Origin of the sequence: Colwellia sp. KU-HH00111, assembly GCF_040362745.1 — a bacterium.
GTDB lineage: Bacteria > Pseudomonadota > Gammaproteobacteria > Enterobacterales > Alteromonadaceae > Colwellia.
Map to the genome: position 1 here is coordinate 68,454 of NZ_BAABWO010000012.1, position 25,362 is coordinate 93,815.

Consider the following 25,362-nt stretch of genomic DNA (forward strand, 5'->3'; position numbering starts at 1 on the left):
TCATCATCAAAAATGAAAAGAATAACGGTTAAAAACACCTACTGGACAGACAAAAATGAGTATAAATTGAACGATACCATTCAAGCCGATCACTCAATACCATTTTGACCGAAAAGTGATCGGCATCGATGGTATTGAGTGATCGCGATGAATAGTATTAGATGATCGGCTTAGATGGTATTAGGTGATCGCGATGCATGAGAATATGCATTCTTAATCGATGCATTAGGTCGATTACCTATTTTTGGTATTCGCACAACAACATTGTTTGAGCGCGTGGCTAAAGACGGCAGCGAGTGGTTTAGTAAGGTTCACCAAGTTAACGGCGAGTATCAGCTTAATAAAACACGTGTAGCTCATGAGCAAGTATACGACGCTATTATTGCTTTAGGAGCTAAGAAATGAAGATGCAAACGCTAGCAGAATTAGAGCAGTCAATCGGTGGCAGGCCAAAGAAGGCATTACGTAAAAAGAAAGTACGGTTAAGCTTTTATCTTGATTTAAAAGAAGCTCAACTACTGAATGAGTATGCTGAAACCCATGATAAGACAATTAGCAAAGTTGTTCGTGAGTTGTTACAAGCGGTGATTAAATAAAGTAGATATTTTAGAGATAACCCATCATGGGTTATCTCTAAAAAAACAATAATAGATGTATCAGTTAAGGTAAGCCGAAATTAAGCCACTTCTTCAGCGAAAGCCTTAGATTTTACTTCCTCATCTCGTTTATGGTTGTTTCTAATCTTACGATGTAAATCCTTATGAATACTTTGCCTTAATTTCTCTGCTTCAATAAATAACTTTGTATTTTCGGATTTGCTTGTTTCCTTCATGCCACCCTCCAGTATTCGTTAAAATTATTAAATTTATGAAAAAAGTCCCGTTTTAAGTATTGGTATTCAAGTAATAATTTGAATGGTAAAACGCTTTCTTCCATGAAATCCTGCATAGCATCTTCATCTACGAATATTGAATTATTATGAAATTCAATATTTAAAAAGCCAAAATCATAACCATTTGTTTCTAATTTACAACCCATGTAATGTTTGACCGACTTGTATCTCTTTGTATTTCCGCCTTTTGCGTACTGTTTTTTACTAGTTAAGTAAGATGTATTGTTTGAAGATAAAAAGCATTTAACGCTTTCATAATCAGAAAATTTACTATCTCCCAACCCTAACACCTTTGATTTTACTAAATCTCTTTTATGATCATAGTGTAGCTCATAAACCAATGCATTTTTGTCTCTGTCGAAACTATATAAAGAAATAAATAAATCTTTTTTCTTAATTTTTATAGAATCTATTGATTTTCTTATATGTTCCGCGAGTGCATTAACCACAAGCCTAATATTTAAATCAAAAGAATGTTGTTCCGTCATATGATTGATCTGTACAATATTTGACCCGTCACATTTAGTCAAGTGCCCCAAAATTTCCATGTTCATTGCCTGAATACAATCAGAGATCTCTTCAGGCTCAACATTGTTATGCTTCATTGGGGGGAAGTATTCAACCACAAGCGATATAATTTTAATGAGAACAGCAGCTATTAAAATGACCGCAGAAACTACGACATAGACGTTAACGCCGCTTTGATGAAAAACATTATTTAAAAGCCAACCCGAAATTGAAAAGCCAAAAGCCTTTTTAAGCATTAAATACGCTGTTGCTATTAGTAATACAGCATCACTGAATATTTTAACCTTTTTTCCATTGATTAATTTAGCTAAATATCCGTAGAATTTGAAACCTATTTCCATTTTATAATATATCTTATTAGGTAATGTCCATTAGTAATACTTTATCAGTAATGCCAAGGGTTTACTAAAGTTTACGGCTAATTTGCACTGTTTAAGACAAGCTTGAATATAGAACAACCTAAAGTAACTAAAAAGCAGGAATTGGACAGTAGGTTTCTAAAGATTGGTACTTCAATCACTATCTACCAATGCTGGTGAAATAAGCTGTTTCTTTACCCTGATTGTAACTGTTTAGACCCTGTTAGACGCATTTGTGCAACTAATATGGAACGGAGCAAGTTATCAAGGCGAAAGTCTATTGGTTATGAATAAGGTTTATTTCAGAAACTAATCGAGCTATAGGCTACGGTATTATTAGGTTTGTTGAGTTTTTAAGAAGATGTAAAATCGAGATGGAAAAGAGGTTTTCGAGGTCGTGGATATCGGAATCACAATCCGGGGCTCTACCAACTGAGCTATAGCCACCACTGAGTATACTTGAAGTGCTTTGTCTTATTGGCAACAAGAAAAGCGCGGAGAGTATATTGCATTTATGCGACCATTGACAAGAAAAACTTTCGCTTTGATTGCATTTATCTAACATTACAGCAACGATTAAGCTTTACCTGCTGCTTACTTAAGAAATAAAGCTAATAATCTATGCTCAATCGTTAAATCAACGCAGCTGCGCTAGCAAATACGGTCATTACCAATACCATAATTTTTAATGTTTTTGCTTTTACTTCAACGGCAAATTTAACGGCAACATGCGCACCTACAATACTGCCTATCCCCAATAAAATACCCGGTAGCCAAGCCACTTGATCTCTAAAAACAAACACTAACAAGGCAATACTGGTAAAAACCACGGTGGCAACTACTTTCATAGCATTAGCACGTAAAAGATCATAATTTAACACGCCGACAAAGGTGGCGAGCAACACAAAGCCAACACCTGCTTGAATAAAGCCACCATAAAACCCGGTGGCAAAGGTAGCTAAAAAAGCAAATTTATTGTCATAGCAACTTTTCGGTTCACTCTGTGCTTCTGGCTTAATATCACTTTTAAAAACCACCCACAAAGACACCACAATCATGGTGCCAAGTAAAATGGGTTTTAGTAAGTCTACATTTAAATAAGAGGCAGCAATTGCCCCCGTCAAGCCGCCAGCCAATAATGGCATCAAGCTATCTTTAACTGCCGTTTTTTCAATTTTTCCATGTTGATGGAAGCCGCGAGCCGCTGTTATCGATTGAATAAGCACACTCACCCTATTAGTGGCATTGGCAATATCAGCAGGCAGACCATACATCATTAATGCAGGCAGAGATAAATTTGACCCTCCTCCTGCCAAAGTGTTTATTACCCCAGCGATTAAGCCGATAACAATCAGAATTATCGCTTGATGTATATCTACCGCGTTAAACATTAATACCCTGCTTATTCGCTAAGATAACTACAACAGTAATCAACTATGGTTTTTGCTTTAATCTCAAATTCACTGTTCGCCGGCACATAAAAAGATTCGCCTCCTCTTATGGTTTGCCATTGAGTTGAATCAGGTAGCAGGATTTCACAATCTCCGGCGGTAATTTCCATTAATTCTTTTTCTGCAGTGCCAAACTTATAATCGCCTGGCATCATAATACCTAAAGTTTTGAAGCTACCATCAGTGAAGGTAATTTTACGACTGGTCACTTTGCCATCAAAATATACATTAGCAGCTTTATCTATGGTTACATCAGTAAATTGTGTCATGCTTTTCTCTTCTAATTGATCTAAAAAGGCAAGAATGTCTCTTGCCTTTTGTCTATTGCGAGCCGTTTCCCTCGCGCTATTTGTTCAGCAGTTAACTAAGTTGCGCTAGCAATCTTTTTCATGTCTGTCATGTAGCCACGTAGTTCTTTACCAATAGTTTCTACACCATGGCTGCGAATAGCTTCATTTACTTCAATTAAACGGGCGTTATCAACGTTATTTGACGCCTCTTGCAAACCTTCGCCTAATTGCTCTAAGGTTAAGTTAGCTGCATACTCTTCAAGTAAAGGTACAGCGGCATGAGTAAATAAATAGTTACCATACTCTGCTGTATCTGAAATTACTACATTCATTTCATATAGTTTATTACGTGCAATACAGTTAGCAATTAATGGGGTTTCATGAAGTGACTCATAGTAAGCAGATTCTTCGATGATACCTGAATCAACCATAGCTTCAAACGCAAGTTCAACACCCGCTTTGATCATTGCTACAACAAAAATACCTTTGTCGTAATACTCTTGCTCAGTTATTTCTGTTTCACAATCAGGCGCTAATTCAAATGACGTTTCTGCTGTTTCAGCACGCCATTTAAGTAAATTAGCATCATCGTTTTTCCAATCTTCCATCATAGTGGCAGAAAAACGACCCTCGATAATGTCATCCATATGCTTTTGGAATAATGGACGTAGAATCTCTTTTAACTCTACTGACATATCAAACGCTTTAATTTTTGCTGGGTTTGATAAACGGTCCATCATATTAGTAATGCCGCCGTGCTTTAAGCCTTCTGTTGTGGTTTCTAACCCGTATTGTAGTAATTTACGTGCGTATGCCGCATCCATACCTTGGGCAACTAATTGCTTATGGCCTAATACAGCAGCTGTTTGTAACATACCACAAAGAATAGTTTGCTCGCCCATTAAGTCAGACTTAACTTCTGCGATGAAAGACGATTCAAGTACACCCGCTCTGTCACCACCTGTGGCACTTGCATATGCTTTAGCTATGGCTAAACCATTACCTTGTGGATCATTCTCTGGATGAACCGCAATCAAGGTTGGCACACCAAAGCCACGTTTGTATTCTTCACGTACTTCAGTACCTGGACATTTAGGGGCAACCATCACCACGGTAATATCAGGGCGAACTTGCATCCCCTCTTCAACAATGTTGAAACCATGCGAATAAGACAGCGTCGCGCCTTGCTTCATTAATGGCATTACCGCCGTAACAGCCGAAGTATGTTGCTTATCAGGTGTAAGGTTTAGCACTAAATCAGCTTGAGGAATTAATTCATCATAGGTACCAACGGTAAAGCCATTTTCAGTCGCCCACTGCCATGATTGACGCTTTTCACTAATGGCTGCATCACGTAGTGCGTACGAAATATTTAAGCCAGAGTCGCGCATGTTTAAACCCTGATTCAAACCTTGAGCACCACAACCAACGATGACAATATTCCAATCTTTAATGAAGTTACAGCCATCGCTGAACTCTTCACGCTTCATAAAACGACATTTTCCTAATTGGCCAAGTTTTTCACGTAAGCTTAACGTATTGAAGTAATTGCTCATGGTCTTTCCTATTTCTGCTTTGAATTAAGTAATATTAAATAAATATTCGGTTGATAAGCATATCAGCGGTGCCAATAGCGCTTTTTTACAATGAAATCATCTTATCCTAGCCAAGTAATTGCAAAAAGTGATATATTCGCATCACTATATTGCGTTTTTTGCAACAATCGATATTAACTTCATTAGCGCCATTGCTCAAATGGGGTTTTACCTAGGAAGCACTATGGATCAAAAATCTTTGAATATGTTTGTGCATCTAAGCCAAACACTCCATTTTGGCAAAACAGCACAAACCTTTCACATGAGCCCATCAACATTGAGCCGAGCGATACAACGTATTGAACAAGCGGTTGGCACAGCGCTTTTATTGCGCGATAACCGGAGCGTAATACTTACCGATGCGGGCAAAAAATTTCAGCAATATGCCCTACAGCAAGTTGAGCAATGGCAAGTATTTAAACAATCATTAGATCAAAACCAGCACGTGCTAACAGGAAAGCTCAGTGTTTATTGCTCGGTCACCGCAGCTTATAGCCATTTACCTCCGCTGCTTGAACGCTTTCGCCAACAACATCCTTTAGTTGAAATCATGTTAACTACCGGTGATGCCAGCGATGCATTAGAGCAAATACAAACTAAATCGGTTGACTTTGCCATTGCCGCCAACCCTGAACATTTACCGCGCAGTGTTTATTTTCAGCACCTAGCCACCATACCGTTAGCCGTTATTTCGCCAACCATGGCCTGTAAAGTACAACAGCTTTTACACGCTGATGTACTGCGTTGGTCTGATATCCCCATCATCCTGCCTGAACATGGCCCGGCGAGAAAACGTTTTGAATTATGGTATCGTAAAAAACAACAAGCGAAACCTAATATCTATGCAACTGTTTCAGGGCACGAAGCGTTAGTGAGCATGGTGGCTTTAGGTTGTGGTGTCGGCATAGTACCGCAAGTTGTGGTAGAAAATAGCCCAGTGCGCGACAAGGTGCAATACATGAATGACGTTGGTGAAATTGAGCCGTTCGAACTTGGCATATGCTGTTTGAATCAAAGTAAAGCTCAACCACTAATCAAGGCATTTTTTGATGCCATCAACTAACACTGTCGATAGGTTTAGTTGAATATTTTCAACGTATTCACACCGCAACCGCTTGTGTCAAATGCCGCAGCAATCGATCCATCGCTCGGTATGACAATGCCTCTATCAAGTGTTTATGCTCAATATTTTCGGTCATTTCCATGTCTGCTAAGGTTCGAGCTATTTTTAAAATTTTATGGTGAGCTCGGGTCGACAAGCCTAATTTTTCCACCGCCAGCTCTAAAAATTCATTGTCGTCATAGGTTAAATGACAAAATTGTTTTAGCTCATTAGTGCCAATATGCGCATTAGCTTTGCCTTGGCGCTGAATCTGTATCATTCTACATGCTTGAACGCGTTGCTGAACCTGTTCGCTGGTTTCATTGATTTCAGTATCAGACGCCCAAGTTCCTCGGGGTAGCCGTGCAACTTCAATTTGAATATCTATGCGATCTAAAAATGGCCCGGATAATCGGTTCAAATAACGTAGTACTTGCTCAGGCGAGCTGCGATTGTCGTTATAAAACCCTGTTGGACTTGGATTCATCGCGGCAATTAATTGAAATCGCGCGGGAAAACTTTGCTTGTGCATCGCCCGAGAAATCGTCACTTCACCTGACTCCATTGGCTCACGCAATACATCAAGCACTTTACGTTCAAACTCAGGTAATTCATCTAAAAACAACACACCGTTATGGGCTAACGAAACTTCACCCGGTTTTGGCTGACTCCCCCCGCCCACCAAAGCCGCAGACGAGGCGGTATGGTGTGGAGCACGAAATGGTCGAGTTAGCCATGAATTAGCACTGGTATTTTGATTACTAATTGACTGAATCGCAGCTACCTCTAGCGCTTCGGCCTCTGTCATTTTAGGTAAAATGCCTGCTAGTCGGCTTGCTAACATGGTTTTTCCTGTCCCTGGTGGGCCAATAAAAAGTAAATTATGATTGCCACTTGCGGCAATTTCTAGTGCGCGTTTTGCTAAAGGCTGACCAATTACATCCCGGATGTCTAATTCGTTAATTTCATGACATTCTTGCACTTGTTTTTCTGCAACTAATGGTAGTGGCTGTTGTCGTGCAAAGTGAGGATATAGCTGGCTTAAATGTTCAATCGCATGAATTTTTGCTTGTTTAACCCAACTGGCTTGTTCGCTATTATCAATTGGCAGCACTAAAGCCCTATTACTTTTGCAACAAGCCATTGCCATCGGTATTTCACCAATAATCGCCCTAAGCTCACCTGACAAAGCCAACTCACCAGCAAACTCATATTGGCTCAAATCAACTTGAGGGATCTGCTCTGATGCAGCTAAAATTCCCACAGCAATAGGTAAGTCAAATCGACCGCCTTCTTTGGGTAAATCAGCTGGCGCAAGATTGATGGTGATTCTTTTAGCAGGGAACTCATAACCACAATTAATAATGGCACTACGAACGCGATCTTTTGACTCTTTCACTGAGGTTTCTGCCAAACCAACAATATGAAAAGCGGGTAAGCCATTAGCAAGATGAACTTCAATTGTGACTAAGGGGGATTCTAAGCCAACACGGGCGCGACTATAAACACAGGCAAGCGACATAATAATTCCATTTATTTGATTTCAATTGTTAGTGTAGGAAAGTATTATACTTTTTTCGACTTTCTGCTAAAAAAATATGCAACTAAATATTTGGTTATAACTTTTACTTCTGTGCAAACAAGAAAAAACTCTAAATAAAAAGCTTGCCCAATACAATAGAGCTATGGTACTAATTTAAATAAGAGATTAAAGATGCGAATAAAAATTCATTAAAAAATAATAAACAGTCAGTCTTCAGTCGAACTAAATTTTCTTTATATAGTAAAAAGTGAACCAAACAACAATGCAAAACCTTAACTCAATTATTATTAACATTCTCGTCGTGGTGATTAAATCATCTCGAGGGTTTTCGTTGAGCTAAAGAAATGCATAACAGAAATACAAACCCTCGCTTCGAAAGAACCGAGGGTTTTGTTTTTTCTGGAATTAAACATTTATAAATATGTCAAACAACACAACAACTTTTGGAATTATCATGACTGACAACAAGCCGTTAACTGGCGGCGGACTATTATTTGAAGTACTTGCACAGCATGGTGTAAACCATGTATTTGGTTACCCTGGTGGCGCTATTATGCCGATTTATGATGCCCTGGTTGAGAGCCATATTCAGCATTTTCTCTGCCGACATGAGCAAGGCGCGGCATTTTCAGCCGTTGGCTATGCTCGTGCATCAGGCAAGATAGGTGTTTGTATGGCAACATCAGGTCCTGGCGCAACCAACCTAATTACCGGTCTTGCTGATGCCTTTGCTGATTCAATTCCTATCGTAGCCATTACAGGCCAAGTTCCTACCGCAGCAATGGGCAGTGATGCGTTTCAAGAAATAGATATTTTTGGTTTATCATTGGCTTGTACTAAACATTCTTTCCAAGTTAGCCATGTTGATGAATTAGAAAAAGTGTTACACCAAGCCTTTGAAATTGCGTTAGAAGGACGACAAGGACCGGTACTGGTAGATATTCCAAAAGATGTGCAAATGGCCAGTGTCTCACCCACCTTTAAAGCCACTGCACCGCTGAAGAATAAAGTCAAATTGCCTCTTGCTGATATCAGCAAAGCACTGGATCTGTTAACCCATGCTAAACAACCCATTTTATATGTTGGTGGTGGCGTAGGTATGGCCAATGCCCTCGATGAAGTCAGAGCATTTGCTCAAGAAACGGGCATGCCGTCAGTATCAACATTGAAGGGGCTAGGCGCATTAAACCCTGATGATGAGAACTACTTAGGTATGTTGGGTATGCATGGCACTAAAGCCGCCAATTTAGCCGTTCATGACTGCGATTTACTCATTGCCGTTGGTGCACGTTTTGATGATCGAGTTACAGGTAAATTAGATCAATTTGCCCCCGACGCTAAAGTCATTCATTTTGACATAGACACCGCTGAAATTAATAAACGTAGGGAAGCTGACGCACCTATTTTAGGTGATTTGAAAGAAAACTTACCCTTGCTAACTATGTCACTTGAAATTACTCAATGGCAAGCTAAAGTACAGCAAATGAAACAGCAATTTGCTTGGCCATATGATCACCCTGGAGAGCGCATTTATGCCCCTGCTGTGTTAAAAGAAATCAGCGACTTAATGCCCAAAAACACCTGTGTTACCACCGATGTGGGCCAGCATCAAATGTGGGCAGCACAACATATGAATTTTGATGATCCAAGTAACTTTTTAACCAGTGGCAGCATGGGAACCATGGGTTTTGGCTTACCTGCAGCTATTGGCGCACAAATTAGTCGACCACATGACACCGTCATTACCGTTTCAGGTGATGGCTCTATCATGATGAATGTACAAGAATTAGCAACCATTAAGCGCTATCAAATTCCAGTAAAGATTTTATTAATTGATAACGCTAAGCTAGGTATGGTTCGCCAATGGCAAGATTTGTTCTTTGACGGACGCTTGAGTGAAACAGACCTAGCTGATAACCCAGATTTTGTCATGCTTGCTTCCGCTTTTGATATCAAAGCGAAACAAATAACACAAAAGCGTGAGATCACGGCTGCTATCAATGAAATGTTAGACCATGACGGCCCGTATTTTTTACAAGTCAAAATAGATGCCCAAGATAATGTTTGGCCTTTAGTACCACCAAACAGTGCCAATAATGAAATGATGGAGAGCGCTTAAAATGAATAACTATACATTAATCATCAAAGTAGATGATAAGCAAGTAGTACTTGAGCGTATCTTACAAGTCACACGTTATCGCGGATTTTTGATCAGCGGCATTACCGCTAAAGTTAATACCGGTAATAATGTCGCAACTATCGAATTATTTGTCCGCAGTGATCGTCCAATTACGCTGTTAATTGACCAAATTAATAAGCTGGTCGACATCAAAAGTGTCAAGGTTGATAATAATGTTTCATCGCTCTCTGACGCAAAAACGTGTAGTGCTTAACGTGTCAAAACACATGGTAATATGAGTAAAGTTATTACTTGCACCGCGTGTTTTAAAGCTATAGCTATCAACTACAGCATCACATTTAGGAAAACAAAATGGCAAAAGTAAATGCAGAGTTAATTTGGTTCAATGGTGAGCTTATGCCGTGGAAAAATGCCACCGTTCATGTCATGAGTCATGCGCTACATTATGGTTCATCGGTATTTGAAGGTATCCGTGCCTATAATACTCATCAAGGTACTTGTATTTTTCGGTTAGAAGAGCACATTAAGCGCTTATTTGATTCTGCGAAAATTTATCGTATGAACATTCCTTACACACCTCAAGAGGTCATACAGGGGTGTAAAGATGCGGTAAAAGAAAACCATTTGCAGTCGGCATACCTGCGGCCACTTGCCTTTTTAGGCGATATTGGCATGGGCTTACGACCGCCCGTTGACGCGGTTGCCGATGTTATGATTGCCGCTTTTAATTGGGAAGCTTACCTAGGCGCAGACGCTGTTGAAAATGGCGTTGAAGTTGGGGTATCAAGTTGGAACAGGCTAGCACCCAACACCATGCCAACCGCAGCAAAGGCTGGTGGTAACTACTTGTCATCACAGCTTATTTCAAGTGAAGCAACTCGCCACGGCTATGCTGAAGGCATTGCTTTAGATGTTAATAATATGGTCAGTGAAGGTGCAGGACAAAATTTATTTCTAATCCGTAACGGCATTTTGTACACACCACCAAGCACAGCTTCAATTTTACAAGGTTTAACACGTGACACGGTATTTTTCCTTGCCGAACAATTAGGTTATGAAGTCCGCGAAGAGCCTATTTCTCGTGAGTCTTTATACCTTGGGGATGAATTCTTTATGTGTGGCACCGCAACCGAAATTGTCCCCGTAAAATCCGTTGACGGTTTGCCCGTCGGCAATGGTTTAAGAGGCCCAATGACCGAAGCGCTGCAACAAGCCTTTTTTGGTATTTTTGATGGTAGCACCAGCATCCCCCAAGGATGGTTGGACCCAGTTTACTAAAGAATTTTATTTTTAAAGCATTTTATATCCTTAATGAAGACAAAATGTTTTTACAATAATATTTATCACTGTAATTTCAAACGGAACACAAGACCATGCCAAAATTAAGATCAGCAACTTCAACTCAAGGCCGTAATATGGCTGGCGCCCGTGCACTTTGGCGCGCAACCGGAATGACAGACGGAGATTTTGGCAAACCCATCATTGCTGTTGTTAACTCATTTACACAATTTGTTCCTGGACACGTGCACTTAAAAGACATGGGGCAGCTAGTAGCAGGTGCCATTGAAGAAGCAGGCGGTGTCGCTAAAGAATTTAACACCATTGCGGTTGATGACGGCATCGCTATGGGTCACAGTGGTATGCTTTATAGCTTACCATCACGTGATCTAATTGCTGACTCTGTAGAATACATGGTTAATGCCCATTGCGCCGATGCCATGGTATGTATTTCTAACTGTGACAAAATCACTCCGGGGATGATGATGGCCGCAATGCGCCTTAATATCCCGGTAATTTTTGTTTCTGGTGGCCCAATGGAAGCAGGAAAAACTAAGCTATCTGAGCAAATTATCAAGCTTGATTTAGTTGATGCCATGCTCCAAGGCGCTGATCCTGAAGTCAGCAACGAGCAAAGCGATCAAGTTGAACGCTCAGCGTGTCCTACTTGTGGCTCATGCTCTGGCATGTTTACCGCCAACTCGATGAACTGCTTAGCCGAAGCTTTAGGTCTAGCCTTGCCTGGTAATGGTTCAATGTTAGCTACCCATGCTGATCGTGAACAATTGTTTTTAAAAGCGGGCAAGCAAATTGTTGAGCTAACAAAACGTTATTATCAAGATAACGATGAATCAACTTTACCACGCAATATTGCCAGTAAAGAATCCTTACACAACGCTATGTGTTTAGATATTGCCATGGGCGGTTCAACCAATACTATCTTACATTTATTAGCTACTGCGCAAGAAGCTGAAATTGATTACACCATGAAAGATATGGATGAATTATCTCGCCGCGTACCTCAGCTATGTAAAGTTGCACCATCAACACCTGACTATCACATGGAAGATGTGCATCGCGCAGGTGGTGTTATTGGTATTTTGGGTGAATTAGCACGTGCAGGCTTATTGAACACTGACGTTCCGAATGTGTTAGGTACTACCTTAGCTGATGTTATAGCAAACTATGATATAACGTTAACCGACAACGAAGACATTAAAAAATTCTATCGTGCGGGGCCTGCTGGCATTCGTACCACTAAAGCTTTCAGTCAAGATTGTAGGTGGGATACCTTAGATGACGATCGCCAAAATGGCTGTATCCGCAGTATTGACAATGCGTTTTCTACCGAAGGAGGTTTAGCCGTTCTGTCAGGTAACATTGCTGTCGATGGTTGTGTAGTAAAAACTGCTGGTGTTAGTGATGAAAATTTAACGTTTACTGGCCCTGCGCATATTTTTGAAAGTCAAGATGATGCTGTAGCTGGTATTTTAGATGGCAAAGTAGTGGCTGGCGAAGTGGTTGTTATTCGCTACGAAGGCCCTAAAGGCGGCCCGGGTATGCAAGAAATGCTATACCCAACTACTTACTTGAAATCGATGGGCTTAGGTGCAGCCTGTGCATTGTTAACTGATGGTCGTTTTTCAGGCGGAACCTCAGGTTTATCTATCGGTCATGTATCTCCTGAAGCCGCCGACGGTGGTACAATAGGTTTAGTAAAACAAGGTGATATTATTCATATTGATATCCCAACCCGTGAAATTACCTTACAAGTTGCTGGCAGTGAACTTGAGTCTCGCCGAGCGGCGATGCTAGCTAAAGGTAAAGATGCCTGGAAACCAGCTGATCGTATTCGCCCAATCAGCTATGCGCTTAAAAACTATGCAATGTTAGCCACCAGCGCTGACAAAGGTGCGGTACGTAACCGCGATTTACTTGATGGACTTACTGACTAATCCATCTCCAACTATCATAGGTAGGCAATCATTGCCTACCTATACTCGATTTAGGTACCCCATGACTGATTCCCAGTTACTCACACAACAAGCAGAGCAACTCGACTACCTTAGACGCATATTACTTGCCCCCGTTTATGATGTTGCAGTAGAAACAGAGCTCACCTTATTGACCAAGTTATCAACACGATTAAATCATCAAATATATTTAAAACGCGAAGATCAACAACCCGTGCACTCGTTCAAACTGCGTGGCGCCTATAATAAGCTTTCTAATTTAAGTGAAGCCGAATGTATTCATGGTGTAATCGCTGCTTCTGCCGGTAACCATGCGCAAGGCTTAGCACTTGCTGCCAACAAGCTTGGTATCAAAGCCACCATCGTCATGCCCAAAACCACTCCAGAAATTAAAGTCGATAATGTCAGGCGTTTTGGTGGGGAAGTTCGTTTAGTTGGCAATAGTTTTAATGAGGCGCAATTGGCTTCAATTGAGTATGCCAAAAACGAAAATAAAACGCTGATTCACCCGTTTGATGACGAGGATGTTATCGTCGGTCAAGGCACAGTGGCCAAAGAGCTACTGCAACAACAACCCAATGCTGATGTGGTTTTTATTCCGGTCGGTGGTGGTGGTTTATTGGCGGGGATGGCGGTATATTTAAAACAACTCAGCCCAAACACTAAAGTTATTGGCGTAGAGGCCGAAGACTCCGCTTGCTTAAAAGCAGCCTTAGCTGCAGGCAAGCCGGTTGATTTACCGCAAGTAGGGTTATTTGCTGATGGTGTGGCAGTGAAACGTATTGGTGAACATACCTTTGGTTTAATTCAACATTACTGCGATGAAGTGATTACGGTAACAACCGATGAAATATGTGCGTCAATTAAAGATATTTTTGAACAGACACGTGTAATTGCTGAGCCTGCAGGTGCCTTGTCTTTAGCTGGTTTGCAAAAGTATTGCTCGATCACTGATGCAAATAATCAGTCTTTAGTCGCCATCTTATCAGGGGCAAATATGAACTTTCATACCTTGCGGTATGTGTCTGAACGCTGTGAATTAGGCGAGAAAAAAGAAGCCATTTTAGCGGTTACCATTCCTGAAGAAAAAGGCAGTTTTAAACGTTTTTGCCAAACCATTGGTAACAAAGCAATTACCGAATTCAACTACCGTTTTACCGGCGAACCTACCGCTAATGTATTTGTTGGCGTACGGTTAAGCGGCAGTGTTGAAGAGCGCTGTCAATTACTTGAGGAGTTAGCAAGCGCTGACTATCATGTTAACGATTTTACTGACAATGAACTGGCAAAATTACATGTTCGCTACATGATTGGTGGAAAAAATCATACTAATAGCATCAATGAACGATTGTTCAGCTTTGAGTTTCCTGAGCACCCCGGCGCCCTAGAAAAATTTCTAGATGCCATGGGCGAACTGTTTAATATTACCCTGTTTCATTATCGAAACCATGGCGCAGCCTTTGGTCAAGTATTGGCGGGGTTTGAAGTTAGCACCTCTAAAGAAGTTGAATTTTTTCAGCATTTAAACGCTCTTGGCTATCAATACAAAGAAGCAACCGACAACCTTGCCTATCAAGAATTTCTCAACTAAAAAGCTGCTTTCTAACCATAAAAACTAGCAGATATCCAAAATCGCTTGACATATTATGTCAAGCGATTTACTTTATTAATGGTCTTAGGGCTACAAATTAGTACTATATACGGGCCCCAACTGCTGATAAAAACTAACGAATAGCAAAAATACAACCATAAAAATAAATAAGGAAAATATATGTTAAACAAAGGATTAGCTACAAAAAACGTAAATATTGATACCACAGTAGCAACCAAACACATTGGAAAAGCGGTACTAGCGGCGATCACCGCCATTGTACTTTGGCAAGTTTTTTACACCATAGATGAAGGACACGTAGGCATAGTTAAGCGCTTCGGCGAAGCGACTACGCAAGTAAACCCAGGTTTGCACACTAAAATTCCCTTTGCTGATTCTATTGAAGAATTAGAGATCCGTACCCGTAAAAATTCTGAATCACTTAAAGCTTCAACCTTTGAACAAATGCCAGTACAAGCCGAGGTGTCGGTAAACTGGACGGTAATACGTGCTGAAGCTTTTGAACTATATAAAGGATATGGTGGCTTAGATCAGTTTGAAAATCGCATTCTTGACCCACGCTTACGCTCTGCTACTAAAGATGCGTTAGCGCGATTCAAAGCAGAACAAATTGTACAAAACCGTGGCCAAGTCATTCAAAAAATCGAAGAAACACTATTAACAGCCATGCAAGACTTCCCTGTGAAACTTGATAGTGTACAAATTGAAAATTTAATTCTGCCGGCAAAATATTTACAAAGTATTGAAACCAAGCAAACAGAGAAAAATTTAGCCGCAGCAGAAAAGCATCGTCTAGAGCGACAAAAACTTGAAGCTCAACGTGAGGTGAATACTGCTGAAGCGAAACGTGATGCTGAAAAAGCTCGGGCTGATGGTAGCGCTTATGCCATTGAAATAGAAGCCAAAGCGCAAGCACAAGCAATACGTGTGAAAGGCTTAGCTGAAGCTGAGGCTATGCTTAAAAAAGCAGAAGCGATTAAAGCCAGCAAAACCTTAGTAGAATATATCAAAGCACAACAATGGGATGGTAAGTTACCCAGCACGGTTATGGGAAGCGGCCAAGATATTTTGTGGAATATGAAAGAAAAATAACTGAATCACTGCGCTACTTATACCATTAAGATAGTTATGTAGCGCAGCTACCATTGTTTCCACTTTCCTCTCAGTACTATCCTTATTATTACAACCCATAATGTCTGAAATTCGATCAAAGCATTTACTACTGAACGGACAAAACAGCAAAAGAGCTTGTTTTACTTATAAATTTAGCTAAATGTCATAAAAATCTATACAGCAAAATACGCTAAAAACAATCAAATTGATGCAAAAAACGTCTAACTGCCACTTTAAATAAGCACTATATATAGTATCAAAATAAATGTAGAATACCATATATAGTGTCACATCGATAAAAACTTGATCTCGATCAACTATTAAGCAGCACTTAATACTATATATTGTGTCACACAAAAATAAAAACACGCTCCTCGCGCACTATTCTTATGGAAAGACAAACAATGAAAGAACAAACCATCACGGATACACCCGAAACACTAGCTGTTTTTGATGCTAACCATCTACAGTTAGCATCCCTAGACATTTGGCGATCCAAGTACCAATTAAAAACCTCATCAGGCGAGCCTGTTGATAAAAACGTCATTGACACCTTTGAACGTGTTGCTAAAGCGATTGCCAGTGTTGAAACCACGCCTGCTAAACAAAAAAAGCATGGCGAAGAATTTCTTTGGGCATTAATGAATGGTGCAGTACCAGCAGGTCGGATCGTTTCAAATGCAGGTGCAGGTGCGCAAAAACCCGCCTCATCTACCATTAATTGTACTGTTTCAGCCACCATTGAAGATTCAATGCATGGTATTGTCGGTGAAGCCGTGAGTAAAGCGAGCTTAACGCTAAAAGCAGGTTGTGGTATCGGCTATGACTTCTCAACAATTCGACCTGACGGTGGCTATGTTGCAGGGGCTGGCGCAACCACCTCAGGGCCACTGCCGTTTATGGATATTTTCGATACCATGTGTAAAACCGTATCCTCTTCTGGTGGACGTCGTGGTGCACAAATGGGCACTATTGATTGTCAACATCCTGATATCATGTCGTTTATTAAAGCCAAGCGTGAAGATGGTCGTCTGCGTCAGTTTAATCTTTCTATCTTAATTACCGATCCCTTCATGGAAGCGGTTAAAGCCGATGCAGATTGGCAGTTAGTTTTCCCTACCAATAAAAATGAAATTGCGCTTGATGGTTTAGCCTTTGACGCAGAAAATAATACCGATGATGTTATCTGGCGCGAATGGCCACTTAATATGGACGGTTATCTAGTCAATGGTGCAGGCGAAACCGCCTGTAAAGTTTATCGCACTATCCGCGCGAAAAACTTGTGGAATATGATCATGAACGCCACTTATGATTATGCTGAGCCGGGTTTTATCCTGATCGACAAAGTCAATGAATATAACAACAATTGGTTTGGTGAGCTCATTCGCGCAACTAACCCTTGTGGCGAGCAACCACTTCCGCCAAATGGCTCATGCTTATTAGGCTCAATCAATTTAACCGCTTTTGTAAATAACCCGTTCACTGCACAAGCAAGCTTTGATTGGGATCGATTCAAAAAAGTGGTGCGAATTTTCACCCGCATGCTTGATAATGTGGTTGAAATTAATGGTTTACCTTTACCTGAGCAAGTTGCTGAAATTGAAAGCAAACGCCGCCATGGCATGGGCTATTTAGGCTTAGGATCTGCCATGACCATGTTGGGTATGAAGTATGGTAAAAACAATTCAGTGAAGTTCACTGATGAAGTTACTAAGCATTTAGCCATAGAGGGCTGGCGTGAAGCGACTAAACTTGCCAAAGAAAAAGGCGGCGCTCCTTTCTTAAATGACATGTATACCATCACTGGCGCTTTATTGCGTAAACGCCCTGAATTGGCCGACAAATATAAATTAGGTGATCAAGTTAAAGGGGTTGAATTACACCTTAATTATAGCCGATATATGAAAAACATTGTTGCCGAGTTAGGTGAAAAGTGGCTTGAAGAAGCGCTAACAACTGGATTACGTTTTACTCACCACAGCTCTATTGCACCAACAGGCACCATAGCACTGTCCATAGGCAATAACGCCAGTAATGGTATTGAGCCTAGCTTTGCTCATGACTACAAACGTAACGTCATCATTCCTGGAAAATCGACCAAACAACAAGTCAATGTTCGCTCTGCGGAAGTATTAGCCTATGAACGACTAATGAAAAGCACCCATGGTGATGATTGGCAGTTACCGATGATCAAAATGGGCACAGTATTATCATTAGATTTATCACAACTGCCAGAAAGCTTTGTTGATACCTCTACCGTTACCCCATCAGAACATGTTGCGGTACAAGCAGCGGCGCAGAAGTGGATTGATAGCTCAATCTCCAAAACAGTGAATATTCCAACGGAGTTCCCGTTCGAGCAGTTTGAAGATGTCTATTTAGAAGCTTACAAAGCAGGTTTAAAAGGCTGTACTACCTTTAGATTTAACCCTGAAAACTTTTCAGGAGTACTGGTTAATGAAGCAGATCTTGCCAATACCGAGTATCAATTTACCCTCGAAGATGGTGAAGTGATAAAAGTAAAAGGTAATGAAAAAGTCGTTTACGAAGGTCAAGAGCACATTGCTTCTAACTTATTTGAAGCCATTAAAGAAGGGCAATACGGCCGATTTTAACATCACACGTAACAAGCCTTGAAGCAAAACTAATTTAGTCGGCTGCTATAATTAGCAGCCATTTAAAAGAGAAAACATCATGACACAATCATCGTCGACGCCAAAACCTGTAGAAATCAGCAAAAAGATCACTGGCGTATCAGTAGTCAATAAAGACACCTCTACTGAAAACCCAGCACCAACAGCGCAATCACCTAAAGTTGAAGTTATTCAAGAGACTAAACGTCCAAAGCAATTAGACTCTAGAACCTATAAAATCAAAGCAACCACAGGTTATGAACATGCCTATTACGTGAGCATTTCAAACGTGGTACTCAATGAGGGCACACCGTTAGAAGAAGTACGTCCTTATGAAATCTTCATCAATACCAAAGACAAAATAAATGTTCAATGGGTACACGCCTTAACCTTTATGATGTCAGCCATCTTTCGTAAAGGCGGTGAATACATGTTCTTACTTGATGAATTACGCGAAGTATCTTCACCCAATGCTGGCTGGTTTGGTCAACATACCCGTGGAGGTAATCCTAGATATATAGAGTCCATGGTCTCAGCAATTGCCGATACCATTGCCTTTCATGTTGAACAAACCTGTGGGGTTGGCGTTGAAGCAATTGAATTATCTGAAGCTGCAAAAGCGATTATTGAAGAAAAAAAAGCAGCGTACTTAAAAAATCACGCAGCGAACTCAACATCAGCAGATGTAGCTAATGATGATGCGGGCATGCCAAACGCACAAGATTGCCCTAAGTGTAAAGTTCGTAATGCGGTAATAAAACTAGATGGGTGTTTAACTTGCGTTTCCTGTGGCGATTCTAAGTGCGGCTAATTGAACAAAACCGCCTTAAAAGCAATTAACAAATACAAAAACACTATATATAGTGTTTTTGTCGTTTAAGATTACCACATATAGATAACCCGTTGATGAAAAGTTGATCTCGATCAACTAACAACATAGTCGTATTACTATATATTGTGTTTACTAAAAATAAAAACACAATATATAGGTTAGTACATGGAATTTAATTGCCTGCCCCCAACCACAATTTTTCAAGAAGTGCCCAATGAAATAAGTCTATGCTTTAGCATTACTGGCTGCAAAGTTGGTTGTAAAGGTTGTCATAGCACAGAGCTATGGAATGAAAACTACGGCAGTTCATTAACAAATCAAACCTTTATCAGTTGGTTAAATAAATATCAAAATTTAATCAGCTGCGTGTTATTTTTTGGTGGCGAATGGCAACCAAACCAACTTATTGAAAAACTACTTATCGCCAAAAATTTTGGTCTTAAAACCTGCTTGTATTCTGGTGAAAAACATATCGATATTAGCATTACCCAACACCTAGATTTTTTGAAAACGGGGGCATGGCAACCAACACTTGGCGGCTTAGAAAGCCCTGATACCAACCAAGTTTTTCGCAATGTAAAAACCGGTGAAAAACTCAACCATTTATTTCAAAAACACCACTCTACTCATTTATTAAAAGGAGTTAACAATGTTGCAGCTTAGTGAACAACAAATTAATAGTAAAAAAGATTTTATCCACCAGTATTTTTCAGCCAAAAATGCCGCCGACGGCTCAAAAATGGACGCCAATGCCAATGTCAGCCATAAAAATATTGCCACTTTAGAAGCTGAACTATTAAAAGACTGTTTTGTACAAATTAACCGAGGGTTAGTACAAGACAAAATTCGCGAATCGTTTGGTGAGGAACTAGCAACTGAATATTTACGTCAGATTGAAAATCACGAAATCTATGTCCATGATGAAACTAGCTTAAAGCCCTACTGCACATCTATTAGTATGTATCCTTTTTTACTCGACGGACTCACTAAGTTGGGCGGCGAGTCAAAAGCACCTAAACACTTAGAGTCATTTTGTGGTTCATTTGTAAACTTAATTTTTGCTATTTCCGCGCAATTTGCCGGTGCGGTAGCGACAGTTGAATTTATCACTTATTTTGATTATTTTGCTCGTTTAGAATACGGTGATGACTATTTAACCACGCACAAATCAGCCATCGAAAATCATTTACAGCACGTAGTTTATGCCATCAACCAACCTGCAGCGGCACGTGGGTATCAAAGTGTTTTTTGGAATATTTCTTTATTCGATCAACATTATTTTACTGCGATGTTTGAACATTTTGTTTTTCCTGACTTTTCCAAACCTAAATGGCAAACGGTCGAACAATTACAATTATTTTTTCTAGATTGGCTAAACAACGAACGAGAAAAAGCCGTGTTAACTTTTCCGGTGGTCACTGCCGCCATGCTTACTGAAAATGGTCAATGCAAAGATATGGACTTTGCTTATCAATTGGCTGAGCAAAAAGCTCAAGGTAACTCGTTGTTTGTGTATTTGTCTGACAGCCCAGATTCACTGGCATCTTGTTGCCGTTTACGTAATGAAATTTCTGATAACACCTTTTCCTATACGTTAGGTGCTGGCGGAGTTGCTACCGGCTCTATTAATGTAATCACTTTAAACATGAATAGACTGGTACAAGATGGTCGAGACTTACAAAGCGAAATTGAAAAGATACAAAAATACCAAGTTGCCTACCGAAAATTGATGGAAGATTATAAGGCGCAAGGGGCTTTATCTGTTTATGATGCCGGCTTTATTGATCTCGACAAACAGTTTTTAACCATTGGTATCAATGGTATGGCCGAAGCAGCCGAATTTAGTGGTATCACGGCAAGTAATAACCAAGCGTATAAAGATTTCGTCAGTAGCAAGTTAAAGGTGATTTATCAAGCCAATCAAGCGGCTAAAAAGCAGTACGGGTATATGTTCAATACTGAGTTTGTACCAGCAGAAAATCTTGGGGTTAAAAATGCTAAATGGGATCGTAAAGATGGCTACCAAGTCACCCGAGACTGCTATAATTCCTATTTCTATTTAGTCGAAGATAATGACACTAACCACTTAGATAAGTTTGTCTTACATGGCAAAGAAATCACTCAATACCTAGACGGTGGCTCGGCTTTGCATTTAAACCTTGATGAAGCATTATCGGCACAAGCCTACTTAAAATTGTTTAATGTCGCAGCGGCAACTGGCTGTAATTACTTTTGTATTAATGTAAAAATCACTATTTGTAACGAATGTGAAAAAATAGACAAACGCACTTTAAGCCATTGTGTGGCTTGTGGTAGCGATAATGTCGACCATGGTACCCGTGTTATTGGCTATCTAAAACGGGTGACTTCATTTAGCCAAGGTCGTCAAAAGGAGCACGCGTTGCGACACTATCATAAACAAAGCGCTTAATGTCTACTTAACTAGGAGTATGGTGACTTTGTTCGCCATACTCTCATCATCTAAACGGCCATAACGCATCATAAAGTCTTCTTTACCATCGTGGTTTAGATCATGATGCTCAAACAACTCACCATTTTTGGGCAGCAATATTTCATGTTTACTGGCTTTTTTATTAAACAACCTTGATGTGTTTTGACCTAAATAAATAGCGATCTTTTCTTCGCTTGACGATAGTATTAAATCTTCAAGTTTGTCACCATTAACATCAGCTATCATAACGATTGGTTGACCGCTTTGCCCTGAGGTTAAGCTAAAATTTAATTCAACTTCTTTAGCTATAAGTGCATCTTCACCATAACTATCCTTGTCATTTAATGCAAATAACAACACATTTTGATCTATGCCGCCAGAAAGTAATGCCCCGATGATATTACTTACACTGAGTTCAAATGAAGAAAGTAATACTTCCAGTTTATCATCACCATTAACATCAAGAATAGTTAAACCCGTTAACGTACCTTCGGCTTTAATTACTGTATTCGCGGTTTTTGCAAAGGCTAATTGCCTATCTTGATTGTAAAAGCCAAAATAAAACTCATAATCATTGGTTCTATCTAATACGCCTGAGCTTTTGGTATAACGAACGATAACATCCACTAAGCCGTCACCATTAATATCTTTAATTTCCTCGACAACTCTATGAGTTAAATTACTCTGATCCGGACTTTGGCCATCAGCCTCACGTAATTGCCACCAATTAACCCCATAAATACTCTCAGCCAAGGCAATACTATCGGGTTGCTCGGTAAATTCTCCAAGCGCATTTTGGCTAAAATAATTAATTTTCCCTTGTGAAATCCAAGCAATGTCTTGTCTTTCATCGCCATTAAAATCGGCATAAAAGAGGGCTGTTGGCTGAAAACTTACACCGTCCCCACTCAATTCTGTTTGAGTGGGTATCGCGATATGTTGAGCACTAAAGTTTTGCGAGTTCTTATTGAATAACCAAACATTGGTATGTTCAAAATCAGGCAAAATAATATCGTCACTACCATCATTATTGATATCTTGAATGAAATCTTTTTTGGCAATAAAACTTGAATCATTGACTAAAAACATGGAATTTACATTGTGTAGCGGCTTAAGCGATAAGCGGGGTTGTCCATGATTGTTTTCTGAAGGTATGTCAGTGTACGCCAACGACACTACCTTATTTTTAGCTAAAAAATATAACTCTTGTGCATTTTCACTTATATCGAATGCAAAGTATTCATCAGACAACTGAATTTTATCTAAAAGACTAAAATCATTTTTACTCTCATCATAAACATAAACTGCCAACCAGGTTTGATTAGCTTCGTCTTCTCCAATGACCACTAGCTCATCCATAAGTGGGTTATTAGCAACAACATCTAGCGGAATAACAGGCAAGACAACGTTAAACGGCGCGGTTAAGGTATAACTGTTAAAAGCCAACTTAGTACCAACAAGTTTATTTGACTTCGCTGTGACTGATTTCGCAGTTAAGAAAGCTAAACAACAGAGCAAAACCATTAATCGTGTATTGTGCATGTACATCCTTTAAATAAATTTTTTTTTGCTTGTTCCTAGTATCACTTAACTCATCATAAAATAATGTTTTAAATTGTAAGCATAAAAGTCTAAAGCGGCGTCACTTTATAAGCACAACGTCTAGCCCCTTCGACAATATGCTCTTCTCTGGTTACTAGGGCATCATCACTTAACAGCGACTGAAACAGCTGTAATTCACTTCGACAAAAGTTTTGGCATTTAGTTGCAGCAGCGCAAATTGGGCAATGATTCTCGATCAACCAAAAGTTGTCCTGGTCTTCGATGACCGTCGCCATATACCCTTCATCGGTTCGTAATTTTGCTAAAGTGGTCAGTTTTTCTAGAACGCCATACCTATCTGCAAGTGCTAATCGGTATGTACGCATAGCCGATACTTCTCTATTAGCAATCAATTTTTCTAAACCATCGTCGCCAAACACTGCAATAACAGAATCAATGAGTTGCACCGTTAGTTCGTCGTGTCTGTCGGCAAAACGGCTATTGGTTTGTTCTGTTAACGACCAATAGCGCGTCGGTCTACCTCGAGGTGCTTTTTCATCTTTAAATGCAACATCTCCAGACTCTTCCAGCGCTAGCATATGTTGGCGCACGCCCATCGTCGTTAACCCTAATTCATTGGCGAGTGTTTTAGCCGTTAAGGAACCTTGTGTTTTTAGAAGTTCTATAATTTTATTGTGAGTTTTCATTCGTTTTCCTCTCGCGACAATCATTCTATTATCGCTCAAATCATGATTAAGTAAACTTTTTAATTTATTTTATTTACCCTTTTTGATTGACAATATTAAATAAACAATATACTTTACAAATTAATTAATAAATAAAAATATTTACATAACATTCGAAAGGAGAATAGATCATGAGCCTTGTTATTATAAGTGCGAGCCAAAGAAAACACTCTCAAAGTGCTAAAATTGCACAGTATATTGCTCAATTAAGTACTCAGTATAAAAACGTATCTCACGTAGAGTTATGCCAATTTAATTTGCCGTTATGGGATGGTGAACAGGCCAGTAAACTTAAAAAAGTAAGTGATTGGGCGTTGATAAGTCAACAATTGACAGCAGCTACCGCCATCGTTTTAATTACTCCAGAATGGGGTGGTATGGCTTCCCCCTTATTAAAAAACTTTCTATTAATGTGCTCCAGTGAAGAAACCGCTCACAAACCTGCATTAATTGTGTCCGTATCAAGCGGGATCAGTGGCGCTTACCCAATCGCCGAATTACGTATGAATGCGTTTAAGAATAATAAACTCGTCGCGATCCCGGATCACATCATTATTAGAAATGTTGAAGAAGTACTTAACAGCCCACAAAGCAATAGCCCAAGCTTGTCTGACAACCACCAGCACATAACCGAGCGACTAGCCTATAGCCTACATACTCTTTATGAATACAGTGAAGCATTAAGTACATTGCGCACTCGATTTGCGGTAGATCCTGATATAACCCCCTCAAAATACCCTTACGGTATGTAAATAACGGTCATTTAAACAAAATAGGAGAGCAAAATGATTACCTTAGAACATATAAATTTAGTGGTTACTGATATTGAAAAAAGCATTACATTCTATCAAGCGGCCTTTCCTCACTGGAAAATACGCAGTGGTGGCGAAAGTCTATGGTCAGGCAAACCACGTCATTGGGTGCATTTTGGTGATGACTACCAATACATTGCATTTAATGATAACGGCGTGAACCAAAACAGAGACTTAAAGGGTCATCAGGTAGGACTAGCCCATTTTGCCTTTGTTACCAGCGACATCAAAGGTGTTATTAAACGTTTAGCAAAAGCGGGCTTTGCAATAGACAAGCCCGGTGCTGAGAATGAGTACCGTGAAAATGTCTATTTTATCGACCCCGATGGGTTTGAAGTTGAATTTGTTCAGTACTTCAGCGACCTACCTAATGAAAGAAATAATGATGGCTAACACGCTAAATATCTCAAAGGCGCTGTAAAAAAATACTGCCGTTTCGGTTTTTTATAAACCTTAAGGCAGTAGTGTT

General features: G+C 39.9%; 22 protein-coding genes. 14 read left to right on the forward strand and 8 right to left on the reverse strand.

The genetic code is table 11. The annotated features are described in order from the left end of the window. Positions 1-401: 401 nt before the first annotated feature. The gene (locus ABXG98_RS17770; protein WP_353540047.1) at positions 402-596 is read left to right on the forward strand and encodes a hypothetical protein; all 195 of its coding nucleotides are present in this window, start codon (positions 402-404) and stop codon (positions 594-596) included. 80 nt (positions 597-676) lie between these two features. Here the strand turns inward: ABXG98_RS17770 and ABXG98_RS17775 are convergent, their stop codons facing one another. From ABXG98_RS17775 to ilvC, 5 genes are all read right to left on the reverse strand, one after another. Continuing rightward, the gene (locus ABXG98_RS17775) at positions 677-832 is read right to left on the reverse strand and encodes a hypothetical protein (RefSeq protein ID WP_353540048.1); all 156 of its coding nucleotides are present in this window, start codon (positions 830-832) and stop codon (positions 677-679) included. Then, entirely contained in the window at positions 829-1,761 is a 933-nt protein-coding gene (locus ABXG98_RS17780) for a hypothetical protein (RefSeq protein WP_353540049.1), read from the reverse strand. The genes ABXG98_RS17775 and ABXG98_RS17780 overlap by 4 nt, the downstream gene beginning before the upstream one ends. A gap of 650 nt (positions 1,762-2,411) precedes the next feature. Continuing rightward, positions 2,412-3,170 (reverse strand): sulfite exporter TauE/SafE family protein, encoded by a 759-nt coding sequence (locus ABXG98_RS17785; protein ID WP_353540050.1) that lies wholly within the window; start codon positions 3,168-3,170, stop codon positions 2,412-2,414. An 11-nt stretch (positions 3,171-3,181) separates the two neighbouring features. Further along, on the reverse strand, positions 3,182-3,499 hold the full coding sequence (gene ppnP / locus ABXG98_RS17790; RefSeq protein WP_353540051.1) for a pyrimidine/purine nucleoside phosphorylase: 318 nt from the start codon (positions 3,497-3,499) through the stop codon (positions 3,182-3,184). Between the two features lie 95 nt (positions 3,500-3,594). Then, positions 3,595-5,076, reverse strand: a complete 1,482-nt coding sequence (ilvC, locus tag ABXG98_RS17795; protein ID WP_353540052.1) for a ketol-acid reductoisomerase — start codon at positions 5,074-5,076, stop codon at positions 3,595-3,597. 223 nt (positions 5,077-5,299) lie between these two features. On the opposite strand from ilvC, the gene ilvY reads away from it, so the two are divergent. Then, positions 5,300-6,178, forward strand: coding sequence for an HTH-type transcriptional activator IlvY (ilvY, locus tag ABXG98_RS17800; protein WP_353540053.1), 879 nt, complete (start codon positions 5,300-5,302; stop codon positions 6,176-6,178). 37 nt (positions 6,179-6,215) lie between these two features. Here ilvY and ABXG98_RS17805 read toward each other — a convergent pair whose 3' ends face one another. Beyond that, positions 6,216-7,739, reverse strand: a complete 1,524-nt coding sequence (locus tag ABXG98_RS17805) for a YifB family Mg chelatase-like AAA ATPase (RefSeq protein ID WP_353540054.1) — start codon at positions 7,737-7,739, stop codon at positions 6,216-6,218. A gap of 475 nt (positions 7,740-8,214) precedes the next feature. Here ABXG98_RS17805 and ilvG point away from each other — a divergent pair, with 475 nt between their 5' ends. From ilvG to nrdD, 10 genes are all read left to right on the forward strand, one after another. Next, positions 8,215-9,879: an acetolactate synthase 2 catalytic subunit gene (gene ilvG, locus ABXG98_RS17810; RefSeq protein ID WP_353540055.1), complete on the forward strand. Its 1,665-nt coding sequence runs from the start codon at positions 8,215-8,217 to the stop codon at positions 9,877-9,879. A gap of 1 nt (position 9,880) precedes the next feature. Further along, positions 9,881-10,153: an acetolactate synthase 2 small subunit gene (gene ilvM / locus ABXG98_RS17815; protein ID WP_353540056.1), complete on the forward strand. Its 273-nt coding sequence runs from the start codon at positions 9,881-9,883 to the stop codon at positions 10,151-10,153. 98 nt (positions 10,154-10,251) lie between these two features. Further along, the gene (locus ABXG98_RS17820) at positions 10,252-11,178 is read left to right on the forward strand and encodes a branched-chain amino acid transaminase (protein WP_353540057.1); all 927 of its coding nucleotides are present in this window, start codon (positions 10,252-10,254) and stop codon (positions 11,176-11,178) included. Between the two features lie 95 nt (positions 11,179-11,273). Beyond that, positions 11,274-13,133, forward strand: coding sequence for a dihydroxy-acid dehydratase (gene ilvD / locus ABXG98_RS17825; protein WP_353540058.1), 1,860 nt, complete (start codon positions 11,274-11,276; stop codon positions 13,131-13,133). Between the two features lie 61 nt (positions 13,134-13,194). After that, positions 13,195-14,742, forward strand: coding sequence for a threonine ammonia-lyase, biosynthetic (ilvA, locus tag ABXG98_RS17830; RefSeq protein WP_353540059.1), 1,548 nt, complete (start codon positions 13,195-13,197; stop codon positions 14,740-14,742). 180 nt (positions 14,743-14,922) lie between these two features. Next, complete coding sequence (locus ABXG98_RS17835) at positions 14,923-15,855, forward strand: prohibitin family protein (protein WP_353540060.1); 933 nt, start codon at positions 14,923-14,925, stop codon at positions 15,853-15,855. 425 nt (positions 15,856-16,280) lie between these two features. After that, positions 16,281-18,491, forward strand: a complete 2,211-nt coding sequence (locus tag ABXG98_RS17840) for an adenosylcobalamin-dependent ribonucleoside-diphosphate reductase (protein WP_353540061.1) — start codon at positions 16,281-16,283, stop codon at positions 18,489-18,491. A 79-nt stretch (positions 18,492-18,570) separates the two neighbouring features. Beyond that, the gene (locus ABXG98_RS17845; protein WP_353540062.1) at positions 18,571-19,320 is read left to right on the forward strand and encodes a vitamin B12-dependent ribonucleotide reductase; all 750 of its coding nucleotides are present in this window, start codon (positions 18,571-18,573) and stop codon (positions 19,318-19,320) included. 186 nt (positions 19,321-19,506) lie between these two features. After that, positions 19,507-20,004, forward strand: coding sequence for an anaerobic ribonucleoside-triphosphate reductase activating protein (gene nrdG, locus ABXG98_RS17850; RefSeq protein ID WP_353540063.1), 498 nt, complete (start codon positions 19,507-19,509; stop codon positions 20,002-20,004). Then, on the forward strand, positions 19,991-21,772 hold the full coding sequence (gene nrdD / locus ABXG98_RS17855; protein WP_353540064.1) for an anaerobic ribonucleoside-triphosphate reductase: 1,782 nt from the start codon (positions 19,991-19,993) through the stop codon (positions 21,770-21,772). The genes nrdG and nrdD overlap by 14 nt, the downstream gene beginning before the upstream one ends. Positions 21,773-21,775: 3 nt before the next feature. Here nrdD and ABXG98_RS17860 read toward each other — a convergent pair whose 3' ends face one another. Beyond that, the gene (locus ABXG98_RS17860; RefSeq protein WP_353540065.1) at positions 21,776-23,335 is read right to left on the reverse strand and encodes an FG-GAP repeat domain-containing protein; all 1,560 of its coding nucleotides are present in this window, start codon (positions 23,333-23,335) and stop codon (positions 21,776-21,778) included. An 89-nt stretch (positions 23,336-23,424) separates the two neighbouring features. Further along, entirely contained in the window at positions 23,425-24,042 is a 618-nt protein-coding gene (locus tag ABXG98_RS17865) for a helix-turn-helix transcriptional regulator (protein ID WP_353540066.1), read from the reverse strand. A 170-nt stretch (positions 24,043-24,212) separates the two neighbouring features. On the opposite strand from ABXG98_RS17865, the gene ABXG98_RS17870 reads away from it, so the two are divergent. Both ABXG98_RS17870 and ABXG98_RS17875 read left to right on the forward strand, forming a co-directional pair. After that, the gene (locus tag ABXG98_RS17870; protein ID WP_353540067.1) at positions 24,213-24,833 is read left to right on the forward strand and encodes an NAD(P)H-dependent oxidoreductase; all 621 of its coding nucleotides are present in this window, start codon (positions 24,213-24,215) and stop codon (positions 24,831-24,833) included. Between the two features lie 33 nt (positions 24,834-24,866). Continuing rightward, entirely contained in the window at positions 24,867-25,286 is a 420-nt protein-coding gene (locus tag ABXG98_RS17875; RefSeq protein WP_353540068.1) for a VOC family protein, read from the forward strand. Positions 25,287-25,362: the final 76 nt, after the last annotated feature.